The sequence below is a fragment of the Parapedobacter koreensis genome, from assembly GCF_900109365.1.
In the GTDB taxonomy this organism is placed as follows: domain Bacteria; phylum Bacteroidota; class Bacteroidia; order Sphingobacteriales; family Sphingobacteriaceae; genus Parapedobacter; species Parapedobacter koreensis.
Genome location: NZ_FNZR01000005.1, coordinates 295,747 through 310,508 on the forward strand (window position 1 = coordinate 295,747; position 14,762 = coordinate 310,508).

The following is a 14,762-nucleotide window of genomic DNA, read 5'->3' on the forward strand; positions in this document are numbered from 1 at the left end:
TATGCTACATTGGGAAATCTTGTCATCGGAATACCTTGTACAGGCACCTTGGGCCGTATTGCGCAAAGATGTTTGCCGCATGCCGAATGGCCACATCGTGCCGGCTTACTACGTGCTGGAATACCCGGATTGGGTCAATATGGTGGCCTTGACTGCCGATAACCAGTTTATTTTGGTCAGCCAGTACCGGCATGGGGTGAAGCAGGATGTACTCGAAATTCCGGGTGGTGTGATCGATCCCGGTGAAGATGCCCCTACAGCTGCTGTACGGGAGATGCTGGAAGAAACGGGTTATCGGTTTGACCATATTGAACCGATAGCCACGCTATTTCCCAACCCCGCCACCAGCAACAACAGGACGTATTCTTATCTCCTTACCGGCGGTGTGAAGGTGCAGGAGCAGCAGCTCGATGAGCAGGAGGAGATAGACGTGATATTGGCATCCCCTGAAGAACTGAAGCAATTGTTGCTCGACAATCGGTTTGGACAGGCGTTGCATACGGCGGCGCTCTTTTATGGTTTGGCAAAAATGGAAATGCTATAAGCAGGTTTGAACAGCAGAATGCATACCGTCAAAGTTGGCTGTTGCTACTGGATAACGGTGGCTTTGTGGTTCCTTTGTACAACGCTGTATGCTCAACGGCCGGCAAATGAGGTGGAAATAACGCAGGTCAAGTCAGACACTAGCCTGCAACGTGACCTTATCGACATCGTCAAACGCTTGGTAAAGATGGAGCCGCCTCGCGGACCAGACAGCACGGGCAAAAAATTCTACTTCTCGGTACTCCCTTTTTCTACCTCTGTGCCCGGAGGTGGCCATGCGCTGATCACCAGCACCACTGCCGGGTTTTACCTCGGCGATCGTAAGGATACGTATATGTCGCGGGCTACATTTACCCCGTATTGGAATTTCAAAAGACGGTTTGGTTTTCCTATACGTTCGTATATCTGGCTTAATAAAAATAAGTGGGTGATTAGTGGCGATACCCGTATCCTTAAATACCCCCAGCACACGTGGGGTTTGGGAAGGCAATATGGCGAAGAGGAGAAGCTGCTCGTAGACTATTCCTATTTCCGCCTATACCAACACTTGCTCAAAAGGATTGGAAAGGGGTTTTTCATCGGTGGGGGCTATAATTTGGACATCCGTATGGGGATACATCCCGAGACCGAAGATACACGCCTCCGTGATTATACGGGCTACCCCTATGGCACCGCTCCCGCTGAACGGACGATATCTTCGGGCCTAAGCCTGAACCTGTTGTTCGATACACGGGCAAACTCCATCAACCCGATAGATGGGAATTATGTCAACCTGCAATTTCGGGTAAATCCCAAATTCATGGGTAGCGGGCAGTCCTGGGAATCGTTGTATCTTGATGTCAAGCGGTATCACCGTTTGACGGACAACCCCAACCGCCAGCACATGATTGCCGTGTGGAGCTATTTCTGGACGGTTTTTAACTCCAATGCGCCCTATTTGGACTTGCCTACGATTGGTTGGGACACCTATAATGGCTCTGGTAGAGGGTTTGAGCAAAGCCGCTACCGAGGCCAATACCTCTATTACATTGAAACGGAATACCGGAGGGACCTTACTGCCAATGGGCTGTTCGGCTTTGTGGTCTTTGCCAATGCCAATACGGTAAATGGCCCGAGAAGCAGTTTCTTCCGTACCTGGAACCCCGGCGCAGGTGCCGGTATCCGCATCAAATTCAATAAAAATTCAGGAACCAACATTGCCTTAGACTATGGGTTCAGCAGAAGCTATTCCGGATTCCGATTGTCGTTGGGAGAAGTCTTTTAACGGGCTAATAATTCCCGTTTCTACCATCTAAGACGTCGAGCAGCCGGGCCAAATCGGCGTGCGTGTTGTATATGTGGAAGCCTACGCGGATGCCGGGACCCCGCATGGCGCAGGATATCCGTGCTTCGGTCAACTTGTCAAAAAGGCGTTGATCTCCGTTCAAATTGAAGAAGGTGCCGTGGGTGTGCAAGCGTTTGATGACGGATCCATTGAGCAGCTTCCGTTCCATAAACGCTTCACGGGCAGCAGTTACCAGTGTGCTGAGTTGGTTGGATTCGCCAGAGAAGTCCATTGTACGAAAAGCGTTGATGGCCTGTTGCAATGTGCCGACGGCCAATGTGTCCTGATGGCCCGGTTCAAATGTAAACGATAGGTCGCTTTTGCCCAGCAGATGGTGGAGACCCGGTTTTGGGGCGTCTTTGCCCACAGGGATAAGCAGCTCAGGGATGTTTTCCTTGACCATCACAAAGCCGTTGCCATAGCCGGCGAGCATCCATTTGTAGCCGCTTGCAAGCAACACGTCGATGCCTGACGTCGCGAAGTCAAAGGGTTCGGTACCGCAGTACTGCGTGCCATCGGCAATGATGAGCAACTGCGGGTGCTGCCGTTTTAAATCTTTAAGAAAGCCAAAATCTATTTTAATACCGCTTACATACTGCACCAAGCTGAGCGCAAGTACATCCGGTCGATGCACGTTCACGCCATCGGCCACCCGGTCTTCTAAGTATTCGTCTATAGATACGTAATTGCGGGATAGCCCCAAACGTTCCACCCCATAGTTGACGGAAGGATAATCTTCATCCAACAGCAGGTACCGGTAGCTGCTTGGCAAGCAAGAAAGCAACGTGTTAAACCCATAGGAGAAATTAGGCAGTAAGAACGTCCGGTCTACAGATCCGTTGAAAAATTCAGCTATGGCTTGTTTGGTGGCTTGCAGCAGGGGTTCACTCGTCACCCTGAACTGGCTGCCTTGTACGGCAAATGCCTCGTCATGCTGCCTCCGCCAATCCAGTATCGGCTGAGACAAAATTCCCGAGCTTGGGGTATTCAAATAGGTGCAATGCTGTAATACGGGAAATAATGCGGAATCCATGACGTAAAGGTGCAAAATCCGATTCAAAAAGCAAGGGCATAAATTTGCTAAATAGGTGCCAAGCACTGTCCGTTTTCGGACAGTAGGTGTCCGATATCGGACACTTGCGAGCGAAAGCGTTAAAATGGGCTGGTTGAAAAACAGTTGGTTAATTGTTTGGTAATGAATTTGAAATGGTCTAACAGCATCCAATAATAAAATAAGGTTATGGAAAATTTTCCAATAGCTGATCCATAATTATAACAAACGACCATGAATTTGAATAACCTGAAGATTGCGTGGCGCAATGTGCTACGGACGAAACTATTTACAGCATTCAATATCCTTGGCTTGGCCCTCGGATTTGCGGGGTTTATACTCGCTTACCTGTATATCAACCGTGAAACGAGTTATGACCGGTGGAATCCGAATTATGATAACATTTACTTGGTTGGGCTGTCCTATCAAGGGCAATATACGGACTTGACACCCCCGGCATTGGCTACTGCGATTAAGGCAAAGCTGCCTGAAGTGGTGGAAGTCGGAAGGGTGTCCTACTTCCCTTACGAGCTGCCTTTTATCAGCGACGACGGGGAGACATTTGTGCGGGACTGGAAAGCCGCCGATCTATCCATCGCCAAGATGTTTGGTGTTGAGGCTTATGGAATCAGCGTTACCGATACATCATTGCCGGAGCTAAATTTGATAACGCCGGAAATCGCTAAGGCATTGTTTCCGAATGACGCCGTGCAGGTGTTTGAACCCCGGCTTATCGCCCTGCAAAACGAGCAGAGCGGAATGTATTATCACATTCACGGCGCCACCAGGCCAAGGAGGCTATCCAACCTCACGTATGACGCCATCTTTTTCAAACCCGACCTCGCTGGAGATAAAGAAGGTGATCCGCTTCCATATCAAACGTACATCCAGGTGAAGCCGGGCACGGATATAGCCCTATTGGACAAAAAAATCAAGCAGGTATACAAGCAGGAAATCTCCCAGCACCACCATGTCGTTACGTCGGCGTTTGCGAAGGGAGATACCTACCTCGACCCACTGAAAGACCTGCATTTGCGGCCGCAGCATGGCTCCAATACGGGATATATCACCGTTTGGGCCTTGGCGATTCTTTCTGGCGTTATCTTGTTGCTGGCCGGTATCAACTTTGCCAATCTCATGATTGCGCAGGCCAACAAACGGGCCAAAGAAATCGGACTGAAGAAGGTGTTTGGCGTGAGTAGGGTCGGGTTGGCCTTACAGTTCATGGGCGAAGTGGTGTTCCAATGCGTGCTGGCCGCAGGGCTTTCCTGGCTGTTTGTTCTGCTCTGCGGCAATGCTTTGCAGAAATGGCTGAACTATGATTTAGCATTTTCCGCCTTGGGTGGCCACATTGCCTGGCAGCTATTGCTCGCAGCGGCAGTGACCGCCTTGGTGTCGGGGATTTACCCCTCCGTTGTCCTGTCGGGTTACCATCCGGTCAATATCCTGAAGGGTAATTTCCAAACCAGCCACCGGACGGCTTGGTTCCGCCACACGTTGCTGACGTTCCAGTTCATCATTGCCATGGTCTTCATCTCCGGCATGCTGATTCTCAATAGGCAGCTGAACTATATAAGGGATGGAGATAAAGGCTTTGATCCCGCGCAGGTGGTATATATCAAGAATGCAATGCTGCTGAACAACCCGGCGGACTTCAAGCCATTCCGCGATCGGATACAAAGTTATCCAGGCATTGAATATGTGACGGCAGCAACCAGTGTTCCGGGCGGAATTGGCCCCGCCGAAAAGGAATTTGAGTATGTGAACGAAGCGCGTAAGGCAGACCATATTGCCGTGGATTTCGACTATGTGCAAACGATGGGCATGGAAGTTTTGCAGGGGCGGTCGTTCACTGAAACGTTTGCAGCTGACTCAGCGAAGGGGGCGATCATCAACGAAACATTTGCAAAAACCTTCGGCATGCAAAATCCCATTGGGCAAACCATTCGCGGTTGTGAGACCGATTTTCAAATCGTAGGGGTGGTCAAAGATAGCAAGATGGAAGGGTTTGAGCGACTAGTACGTCCCACGGTGTACTCCATCAACAACGCTTGCGGACAATTTAAGACCGAGATTTTGGTGAAAATCAAGCCGGGTACGGCACGTCAGACACTGGTGGCCTTGGAAAAAGACTGGAAATCCATCAACCGATTGGACGGCGAGCATTTCCGTTATGAGTTCGTCGACCGGAAATATGCGGCGCTGCATGCCCAGCAAGAGCAGCTGGAATCGGCCTTCAGCGCATTCACCATCTTATCCATCAGCATCGCCATGATGGGCCTGTTTAGCATGTCGGCCTACAGTGTCAGCATCCGGCAGAAGGAGATGAGCATCCGCAAGGTATTGGGAGCCTCGGTGAGCCAGCTTTTCCTCCAGCTCAACAAACCTTTCCTGCGGATATTCCTGCTGGCTAACCTGATTGCGTTGCCCTTGGCGTATCTATTGATCGATCGCTGGTTGGCCATTTTTGCCTACCGTATTGCCGTGCAATGGTGGATGTTTGCTTTGGCAGGCTGTTCTGCCTTATTGATAGCCTTTTTCACGGTGGCCTATCAATCGGTACGTGCCGCACGGGCCAATCCGGTCGAGTCTTTACGCGATGAATGACGTTGTGTTGGCACTGTCCGGATCCGAACAGCGGCTGTCCGAAAGCGGACATCATTTACAGACATTGACCATTTAATGCATTTATAGTGAGCTTGTTGAAATATTGGTAGGGATTTTGGCATAGCTGACGCATAATTAATATATTTGGATACCGTCAGCGATCTGCCATGGTGGCTGATAGCTGAAAGTTGATAGCTAAAAATGATTCAATTAAACAACATATTCAAATGGTATAATGTGGGCGGTAGCCGTTCATTCGTACTGAAAGACATCAATCTCCATATCGCAGAAGGTGAGTTTGTTTCCATCATGGGGCCATCGGGATCAGGCAAATCTACCTTGCTCCATATCCTGGGCTTATTGGATGAACCAGACGAAGGTGAATACCTTTTTATGGACGAAAACGTACTTGGGTTGAAAGAAAAGCAGCGATCAGCGCTTTATAAGCAACACATCGGCTTTGTATTTCAGGCGTATCATCTCATCGATGAGCTTACCGTATACGAAAACATCGAGACACCGCTTATTTATAAAAACCTCAAGAGCGGTGAGCGTAAGGCCATTGTCGGCGACCTCATCGATCGCTTCGGCATTGTAGGTAAGAAAGACCTGTTTCCCACCCAGCTTTCGGGCGGTCAGCAGCAATTGGTGGGCATTGCCCGTGCGCTGGCTACCACGCCCAAGTTGTTGCTGGCTGACGAGCCTACCGGCAACCTCAATTCCAAACAAGGGGAAGATATCATGAACCTGTTCAAGCAACTCAACGAAGAAGACGGCGTGACCATTGTGCAGGTGACGCATTCTGAAAAAAATGCCGAATATGGCAATCGGATTATTGAGTTGCTCGATGGGCAAGTCGTGAAATAAGCGGAAGGCTATTCACTTCGCAGCGCAAGTAGCGCCTGGGCCAATACATTGTCTGAACGGTTTCGTACCTTAAAAAAAGCTTCGCTGCCAAAATAGTAGCGGCCAAGCAGTGCTTCTATATCGGTGCGTACCATCGGCTTCACGGCATTGGCTTCCTTAAGGGTATACACGACGCCCTTGTCACGGACATGCTGCAGGAAATTCTGGTATTCCTTGTCGGGTAAAAAATAGCCTTTTAAGTAGTTTTCTACGGCATAAGCCGGCAGGGATTGGGTCAGCTTTCCGTAGACGTAGGTCTCGATGAGATTCGCTTGCCGTATTTTGCGGTATAGCGTGCTGATGCCATTGCTGTCTATCGGCACCGATATATCCGGCGAGATACCGCCCTCGCCGTATACCAGCTTACCGGTTTCGGTTTTGTAGACTATGGTGTCTACCGTATTGCCCCGCTGGGCTGGACGATTGGTGATGTGGACATCTTTGCCGGTATGGATGGTATACGATTTTTGGATAGACCTGCCCAATGGCGTATAATAGCGCGCCACCGTGAGGTTGAGCGCTGAACCATCACCAAGGCCAAACTGCTCTTGTACCAAGGCTTTCCCGTATGACCGTTGCCCGATGATGATGCCCCGTTCCAGATCCTGTATGGCTCCTGCAACAATCTCGCTTGCAGAAGCAGACTGTTCGTCGATAAGCACGGCCAGCTCCCCGTCTCCGAAGATGCCATCGGCACTGGAATAGTAGTCTACCCGGGGTTCGTGTGCCCCCTCCGTATAGACTATCAGCCGCTTGTCTTCAAAAAATTGGCTGGCCAATGCCGTTGCGGCATGGAAATATCCCCCGCCGTTTTCCCTTAAATCCAATACCAGCCGTTGTGCGCCTTGTTTTTTCAGGTTTTGGAGCGCATGTTTGAAATCGTCTGCCGTTTTGGCCCCGAAACGCCTTATTTTGATATAAGCGGTAGCACTATCGATGATATAGGCCGCATCAATGCTGCTTACCTCCACGCGATCGCGCAGCACTTTGATGGGCAGGGGCAAGTTCTTCCCATTACGGTTGATGGTGATTTCAATGGCGGTACCCTTCTGTCCACGAATCTTTCCTTCGATGACCTTATCCGTAATATGGACGCCAGCAACGGTATCTCCGTTGATCGCAATAAGCCTGTCTCCTACGCGTAAACCGGCCTGTTGTGCCGGGCCGCCGTTAATTAGTCCCACGGTCATCAAGGTATCATTGAGGATGTAATATTCAATGCCAATGCCTTCAAAGGTGCCTTCGAGGGTTTCATATTGCTTAAGCGCTTGGTTGGGGTGCAGGTATTCGGAATGTGGATCTAATTGGGCCACAATTTCATCGATGGCTAAGTCCTGCAACCGATCGATGTCTACGCTGTCTACATAGTTGGTGGCAATGAGATCAATGATGTGTTGCACCTTGCCTGTTTTATCGGAAAAGCCCAGCGGCAATAGGCCTGCTCCACCCCTCGAACGGGAATTTTCATCCGCGTAATTTTGCCCGAGCAACAAACCAAGAAATAAGGCCCCACCATAGGTGGCCGCTATAAATAAGTTTCTTCTTGTCTCCTTGCGCATATCATTGATAACCTGCGCTAAATTAAATAGTTTTCGTCATTTTCAACGGTCCTTGCATAAAAATTGCAATAATTATATACACTTTAAGTTATCACGAAATATTAGCATTTTTGTAAAAAATAAAATAAGGAAAGCGATGCACGAGATTGAGCCTTATTACCGCTGGAGAGATGATTATATCGCTGCTGAAGATGAATTGTCGCCCTTTTTCGGTACGGAATATAATGAGTTTGAATTTGATAAGCAGATATATAATTTCCTATTGCATCCCCAGTGGGATAGCTTTGGTTCCAGTACCTTGTATCTTAAAGTTTTATTTGCGGATTATCAGCGAGGGTATACGATCATTGAGCTGATCGGCGAATGGAACGATGCCATCTATAACGACGTCATGTTGCTCAAGCGGGAGGTGATTGATATCATGGTCAGTGCCGGTATCAGCAAATTTATCATGATTGGCGAGAATGTGCTGAACTTCCATTCTTCTGACGATTGTTATTACGAGGAGTGGTTTCAGGATATCGAAGATGGTTGGATTGCTGGCATCAATTTCCGTGACCATGTGATTGATGAATTTAAGTCGAGCAATATCGACTACTTCATTAACTTTGGCGGTGTACTCAACGAATTGAACTGGCGTAATCAAAAACCGGTACAGGTATTTAAGACGGTGGAAGAGCAACTGGTGAAGCGGCTATACTAATCCAGCCCGGCCTGTCCGAACGCCTGCTTATAAATCAATTTAAACCATGCGGTATAGGCTTCGGGATTCATTTGCATTTCACGTTCCACTTCTGCGCGTGTTGCCCATCGGTAGGCGGCCACTTCTTCAGGATTGAGCTTCGGGCTTCGATTGGTGTAGCCAACGAATACGTGGTCAAACTCATGCTCCACCAGGCCGTCGTCAAAAGACGCGCGGTATAAGAATGTGAAGGCGAAGGTCAGGGGGACTTCTAAGCCCATTTCCTCTTGCAGCCGTCGGCTTGCCGCTGCGGATGCCGCCTCGCCGGGAGCGGGATGGCTGCAGCAGGTATTGGTCCATAGGTTGGCACTGTGGTATTTATGCGCGGCCCGTTGCTGGAGCAGCAATCGACCGGTATCGTCAAATACGAAGACACTGATTGCGCGGTGCAGCATGCCGCTTCGATGGGCTTCCATTTTCTCCATGGATCCGATCTCCTGATCGTGCTCATCTACCAATATCACATTTTCCGTCTTCATACGCTGTTGATCCCCGACTGCTGGCTCCCCACTAAACCGTCTTCACGTAGCGCTCGTCGTAATTTTCGATGTCAATGATGTAGTGATTCTTGACAAGGAATTCAAAGAGCGGCCGTGCCTCATCGGATACAGGCATATTGGCCGTGGTAACGATTTGGTTGTTTTGCTTGTTGAGGTATGGGTAAGCATACAACTTTACGTTTTTGCTAAATAATCCACTTACATAGGCCAACAGTTCATCGGTATAATTGCCCTTTGTGTATTGGCTGGAGTTAAAAATGTTCCGCAAGTTGGAAATGTTTGTTGAAATACCCACATTGCGCGGTTTGAATTGGGATAAGTATTCGGCTAAGTAATGGTTTCGGGTGAAGTTGGAAACCAAGATATGGTTGCCCGTTTCGCAAAGGTATTCCGCCCGTTCCGCAAAATACTGTAGATCTTCATTGGTGAATTGCGGTGTCTGGTCAAGCGCGTTACTCATGAGCACTTCCACCATGACTACCAGGTTGTCGTCTTTGATGTTCAAGTTGCGCTTAAACTGGTCGACAGCCAAATTGAACAAATCAAAGTTTGGATTGGACCTCTGGCGGTATTTTGTGCGCAGGATCATGATGTCTTTTTTGTACAGCAGATCCTTGCTTTGGTAGGCTGTACCATGCGGACTGAAAATGGCGGCCTTAGAATACCCCTTGGCAATGAGGTAGAGATTGATTAGCCGTTCATTGACATCCTTGAAAGCCGGGCCACAGACCTGCACCAAATCAATTTCAACCGAGCCCCGGGAGAGGTTGTCCACCAATGACTCAATCATCGTTTGTACATCCTGCGTATAGTAGTAGGCCGCGAAAACAAGATTTACACCAAGGATGCCCAATACTTTTTGCTGCAAGAGGTTGTCGCTATCCAACAACCTGACGTGGAAGATGATTTCATTGGGCGATCCACCTAATTCATGCTGAAAACGGATGCCCAGCCAACCATGCGGTTCGTTGGTCTTGCTGAAGTTGAGCGCCGTCACGGTGTTAGCAAACGCGAATAGGCGCTTATTCTGGTATTTTTCGCTGGTAAGCCGTTCGGTAAGCAGTTCGTACTCGTGTTCGAGCATCCTACGCAAGCGGGATTGGCTGACATACCGCCTGGATTCTTCGATGCCATAAATGGCATCACTGAACGCCATGTCGTAGGCCGACATGGTTTTGGCAATTGTCCCCGAAGCTGCTCCCGCATTGAAGAAATTACGGGCTACCTCCTGCCCTGCGCCAATCTCCGCAAACGTACCGTAGATTTCTTCATTAAGGTTGATTTTTAATGCTTTCCGTTTGGTTTCGTAGATTTCGCGTGCCATGGCACAAAGGTAGCGATTTAATGGTTCACCTTAAAGGGATCAATCCAAATCGATATTACCCGCGCCCTTGATTCAAAAGACTAGTCAAATTTTAGTAATAAAAAACCTATTTTTGCTACCAAAACCAGCAGTCATGTATAAAACGCTCCAACCCGTACTGCAACAAGAATTGCAGGATATCAAAGACGCAGGATTATATAAAACCGAACGGGTGATTGTGACCCCGCAAGGCGCAGCCATCAAAATCCAAAGCGGGGCAGAAGTGATCAACTTCTGCGCCAACAACTATTTGGGATTGTCTTCGCATCCGAAGGTCATCGAGGCGGCTAAAAAGACAATCGATACCCATGGCTACGGCATGTCGTCCGTCCGTTTCATCTGCGGCACCCAGGATATCCATAAGACCTTGGAATCCAAGATATCGGAATTTCTTGGTACAGAAGATACGATCCTTTATGCTGCGGCATTCGATGCCAATGGGGGCGTGTTCGAACCCCTATTCGGTGCCGAAGATGCCATCATTTCGGACGAGCTCAACCACGCTTCCATCATTGATGGCGTACGGCTATGCAAGGCACAGCGTTTCCGCTATAAGAATTGTGACATGGCGGATTTGGAAGAGCAGCTCAAGGCTGCGGCGGGTGCCCGCCACCGGATTATCGTGACCGATGGGGCGTTTTCGATGGACGGAAGTGTTGCCCCCTTGGATAAAATCTGCGACTTGGCAGACCAATATGAAGCGCTTGTGATGATTGATGAGTCGCACTGCACGGGATTCACGGGCAAGACCGGCCGTGGCACGCATGAGCTGCATGGTGTGATGGGACGAATAGATATTATTACCGGCACATTGGGCAAGGCATTGGGCGGGGCTTCCGGTGGGTTTACTTCCGGCCGCAAGGAAATCATCGACATGCTGCGGCAGCGTTCACGCCCTTACCTCTTTTCCAACACGTTGGCCCCGGCTATCGCGGGTGCATCCATTGCTGTGCTGGACATGCTGAGCGAAACCACCGAGCTGCGTGATAAATTGGAGTTCAACACGAAATATTTTCGCAGTAAGATGACCGAGGCGGGGTTCGATATCAAACCGGGCGAACATCCGATTGTGCCGGTAATGCTTTATGACGCGCCACTGGCACAGGAGTTTGCGGCGAAGATGCTGGATGAGGGCATTTATGTTATCGGATTTTACTATCCGGTCGTTCCCAAAGGCAAGGCCCGTATCCGCGTGCAGCTTTCGGCTGCGCATGAGCAGCATCACCTTGACAAGGCCATCGCAGCATTCACGAAAGTAGGTAAGGAATTGGGTGTCATTAAGTAATCAAGTCCGCCATGCTAAGCAAAGCTCGTCTATTGACCCTTATTTCGGTGGTTTTTTACCAATTCGTTGTAGGGCAGGAAAACCAGCCACGGCCAGCTGCCGGGACAGCATATGTTGTCCCTTTTCAATTAACCGCATATAACAACCTTTCCGTGCGTGCGGTGCTCAATGGCCGGGATTCGGTTGATTTGATGTTCCATACGGCCGCTAATGCCGTCACGCTCACCGAGACGGCTGTCGGAAAATTGAAAACCCTGCATTTCGATGATAGTACGGAAGGCATAAAAAGCTGGGGCGGCGAGCAGTCCGCGCGGTTGAGCAGCCGCAATGCCCTGCAGATTGGAGCACTTACATGGGAAAATGTGCCGATATGGGAAAACACGAATTCGGGCCAGGGCACTGAAGGCAAATTCGGGATAGATCTTTTTGAAAACAAGGTCATTGAAATCGACTTTGAAAGGCGCGTCCTGGTGATCGATTCAAGCCTCCCCGACGAGTCGGACGGATACGAAAAGCTCAAATTGACGATTGATGGCGATTATTTATTTTTGACAGGGATATGCACCATCGGAGAAAAAAAGGTGGCGCATAAATTTTTAATCCACTCGGGCTATGGGGGAGCTGTGCTGTTTGATGATGAGTTTGTACGCGCCAACCACATCGGCGAACACTTGGAAATTGTCGGCGAGCAGACGTTGAAAGACTCGTACGGAAATACGCTGATTACGAAAAAGGCGGTTCTTCCAGCGCTGGGTATTGGACGCGAAACCCTGCAGGATGTGCCGGTTGGATTTTTTGAGGGAGCGATTGGAAGGCAGAAGATGAGCGTCATTGGCGGTGACGTATTAAAGCGGTTCACTCTAATTATTGATGCGCGACGGGAATATGTGTATTTAAAACCCAATGGATTGGCTCGTTCGGGGTATACTCCGGTGTAAGGAGACTCCTTGAAATAGTCGTCGAACTAGATGAAAACCACCGATTAGATAAAAAAATCTCCTGATTCTCTTATATTTTCACTACCTTTGCGCCCTTAAAAATGGACAAAACATTTTGCTGGGATGCAGAAAATCAGAAACATAGCAATCATCGCGCACGTAGACCACGGAAAGACCACCTTGGTAGACAAAATCCTCCACTTCACCAACCTCTTCCGTGACAACGAGCAGACCGGTGAGCTCATATTGGACAACAACGACCTCGAACGCGAACGGGGTATTACGATCGTCTCCAAAAACGTGTCGGTAAAATACAAGGACATCAAGATCAACATCATCGACACACCGGGCCACGCCGACTTCGGCGGGGAGGTGGAGCGTGTGCTGAAGATGGCTGATGGCGTCATCCTGTTGGTGGATGCCTTTGAAGGTCCCATGCCACAGACCCGCTTCGTGACGCAGAAAGCACTTGGCCTTGGCCTGAAACCGATTGTGGTGGTCAATAAGGTTGATAAGGAAAATTGTCGGCCCGACGAGGTGTATGAAGCCGTGTTCGATTTGTTTTTCAGCCTTGATGCTACGGAAGAACAGCTTGACTTTCCGGTGCTGTACGGCTCGTCCAAGCAGGGCTGGATGTCTACCGATTGGAAGCAACCCAAGGAAGATTTCACGGATTTACTGGAGGCCATTCTCCAGCACATTCCTGCGGCGCCTTACGCAGAAGGGACATTGCAGATGCAGGTGACTTCACTGGACTATTCTTCTTTCGTAGGCCGGATTGCCATCGGCCGGGTAGCTCGGGGCGGCATCAAAGAAAACCAACCGGTATCCTTGGTAAAACGGGATGGCAAAATCGTGAAATCTCGTGTGAAAGAATTGCATACTTTCGAAGGCCTTGGCCGTGTGAAGGTACAGGAAGTAAAAGCAGGGGATATCTGTGCGGTAGTGGGTATCGAAGGATTTGATATCGGCGATACGATTGCTGATTTCGAGAATCCTGAACAATTGGCGGTCATCAAAATCGATGAGCCTACCATGAATATGCTATTCACCATCAACACATCACCGTTCTTTGGCAAAGAAGGAAAATTTGTGACCTCGCGCCATTTGCAGGAACGGTTGTATAAAGAAATGGAGAAAAACCTGGCTCTGAAGGTCGTGCCTACCGAGTCTCCCGATTCCTACCTGGTATATGGCCGGGGTATCCTGCACTTGTCCGTGCTGATAGAAACCATGCGTCGTGAAGGATACGAATTGCAAGTAGGCCAACCACAGGTCATCATCAAGGAAATCGACGGTGTGAAGTGTGAACCTATTGAGACGTTGGTGGTGGATGTCCCTGCCGAAGTATCCGGTAAAGTTATCGAGCTGGTTACCCAACGTAAGGGCGAACTCCTCATTATGGAGACAAAAGGCGATATGCAGCACCTGGAGTTTGATATCCCTTCGCGTGGTATCATCGGCCTGCGTAACAATGTGCTTACCGCCACAGCTGGTGAGGCCGTGATGGCACACCGCTTCAAAGCATATGAGCCCTGGAAAGGCTCCATTCCGGGTCGCTTGGCCGGGGTATTGGTATCCATGGAAAAGGGGCAGACCACGGCGTATTCCATCGATAAGCTACAAGATCGCGGTCGCTTCTTCGTCGATCCCGGTGTGGATGTTTATGAAGGGCAGATCGTGGGTGAGCATATCCGCGACAATGACCTGGTCGTCAACCTTGTGAAAGGCAAGCAGCTCACCAATATGCGGGCATCAGGCAGTGATGACAACGTACGCATTGCGCCGGCCATCAAGTTTTCCCTGGAAGAGTCCATGGAGTATATCCAGGCAGATGAGTACATCGAAGTGACACCGCAAAGTATCCGGCTCCGCAAGATATACCTTACGGAAAACGAACGGAAGATAAACGCCAAGAAATTCCAATAAACAAACGGAGAACCC

The 14,762-nt window shown here is 49.4% G+C and carries 12 protein-coding genes; 8 read left to right on the top strand and 4 right to left on the bottom strand.

Going from position 1 to position 14,762, the window contains the following annotated elements; translation table 11 throughout:
• Position 1: 1 nt before the first annotated feature.
• Together BMW65_RS14425 and BMW65_RS14430 are read left to right on the top strand one after the other, a co-directional pair.
• Positions 2 to 544 carry an NUDIX hydrolase gene (locus BMW65_RS14425; RefSeq protein WP_090606382.1) on the top strand — a complete coding sequence of 181 codons (543 nt, stop codon included), beginning with the start codon at positions 2 to 4 and terminating at the stop codon, positions 542 to 544.
• Positions 545 to 562: 18 nt separating this feature from the next.
• Positions 563 to 1,807, top strand: a complete 1,245-nt coding sequence (locus tag BMW65_RS14430; RefSeq protein ID WP_090606383.1) for a BamA/TamA family outer membrane protein — start codon at positions 563 to 565, stop codon at positions 1,805 to 1,807.
• A 4-nt stretch (positions 1,808 to 1,811) separates the two neighbouring features.
• Here the strand turns inward: BMW65_RS14430 and BMW65_RS14435 are convergent, their stop codons facing one another.
• Entirely contained in the window at positions 1,812 to 2,900 is a 1,089-nt protein-coding gene (locus BMW65_RS14435) for an aminotransferase class V-fold PLP-dependent enzyme (protein ID WP_090606385.1), read from the bottom strand.
• Between the two features lie 252 nt (positions 2,901 to 3,152).
• On the opposite strand from BMW65_RS14435, the gene BMW65_RS14440 reads away from it, so the two are divergent.
• Positions 3,153 to 5,525, top strand: coding sequence for an ABC transporter permease (locus BMW65_RS14440; RefSeq protein WP_090606386.1), 2,373 nt, complete (start codon positions 3,153 to 3,155; stop codon positions 5,523 to 5,525).
• 201 nt (positions 5,526 to 5,726) lie between these two features.
• The gene (locus BMW65_RS14445; protein WP_090606387.1) at positions 5,727 to 6,392 is read left to right on the top strand and encodes an ABC transporter ATP-binding protein; all 666 of its coding nucleotides are present in this window, start codon (positions 5,727 to 5,729) and stop codon (positions 6,390 to 6,392) included.
• An 8-nt stretch (positions 6,393 to 6,400) separates the two neighbouring features.
• Here the strand turns inward: BMW65_RS14445 and BMW65_RS14450 are convergent, their stop codons facing one another.
• Positions 6,401 to 7,990, bottom strand: coding sequence for a S41 family peptidase (locus BMW65_RS14450; protein WP_090606389.1), 1,590 nt, complete (start codon positions 7,988 to 7,990; stop codon positions 6,401 to 6,403).
• Positions 7,991 to 8,126: 136 nt separating this feature from the next.
• On the opposite strand from BMW65_RS14450, the gene BMW65_RS14455 reads away from it, so the two are divergent.
• Positions 8,127 to 8,693: a hypothetical protein gene (locus tag BMW65_RS14455; RefSeq protein WP_090606390.1), complete on the top strand. Its 567-nt coding sequence runs from the start codon at positions 8,127 to 8,129 to the stop codon at positions 8,691 to 8,693.
• Here the strand turns inward: BMW65_RS14455 and idi are convergent.
• Together idi and BMW65_RS14465 are read right to left on the bottom strand one after the other, a co-directional pair.
• Entirely contained in the window at positions 8,690 to 9,211 is a 522-nt protein-coding gene (gene idi / locus BMW65_RS14460) for an isopentenyl-diphosphate Delta-isomerase (RefSeq protein ID WP_090606392.1), read from the bottom strand. The two genes, BMW65_RS14455 and idi, sit on opposite strands and share 4 nt — an antisense overlap.
• A gap of 31 nt (positions 9,212 to 9,242) precedes the next feature.
• Complete coding sequence (locus tag BMW65_RS14465) at positions 9,243 to 10,556, bottom strand: nicotinamide mononucleotide adenylyltransferase (protein WP_090606393.1); 1,314 nt, start codon at positions 10,554 to 10,556, stop codon at positions 9,243 to 9,245.
• Positions 10,557 to 10,689: 133 nt separating this feature from the next.
• On the opposite strand from BMW65_RS14465, the gene kbl reads away from it, so the two are divergent.
• From kbl to typA, 3 genes are all read left to right on the top strand, one after another.
• Positions 10,690 to 11,880, top strand: a complete 1,191-nt coding sequence (gene kbl / locus BMW65_RS14470; protein ID WP_090606395.1) for a glycine C-acetyltransferase — start codon at positions 10,690 to 10,692, stop codon at positions 11,878 to 11,880.
• A gap of 11 nt (positions 11,881 to 11,891) precedes the next feature.
• Positions 11,892 to 12,818: an aspartyl protease family protein gene (locus BMW65_RS14475; protein ID WP_090606396.1), complete on the top strand. Its 927-nt coding sequence runs from the start codon at positions 11,892 to 11,894 to the stop codon at positions 12,816 to 12,818.
• 123 nt (positions 12,819 to 12,941) lie between these two features.
• Positions 12,942 to 14,747 carry a translational GTPase TypA gene (gene typA / locus BMW65_RS14480; protein WP_090606398.1) on the top strand — a complete coding sequence of 602 codons (1,806 nt, stop codon included), beginning with the start codon at positions 12,942 to 12,944 and terminating at the stop codon, positions 14,745 to 14,747.
• The last annotated feature ends 15 nt before the right edge of the window (positions 14,748 to 14,762 follow it).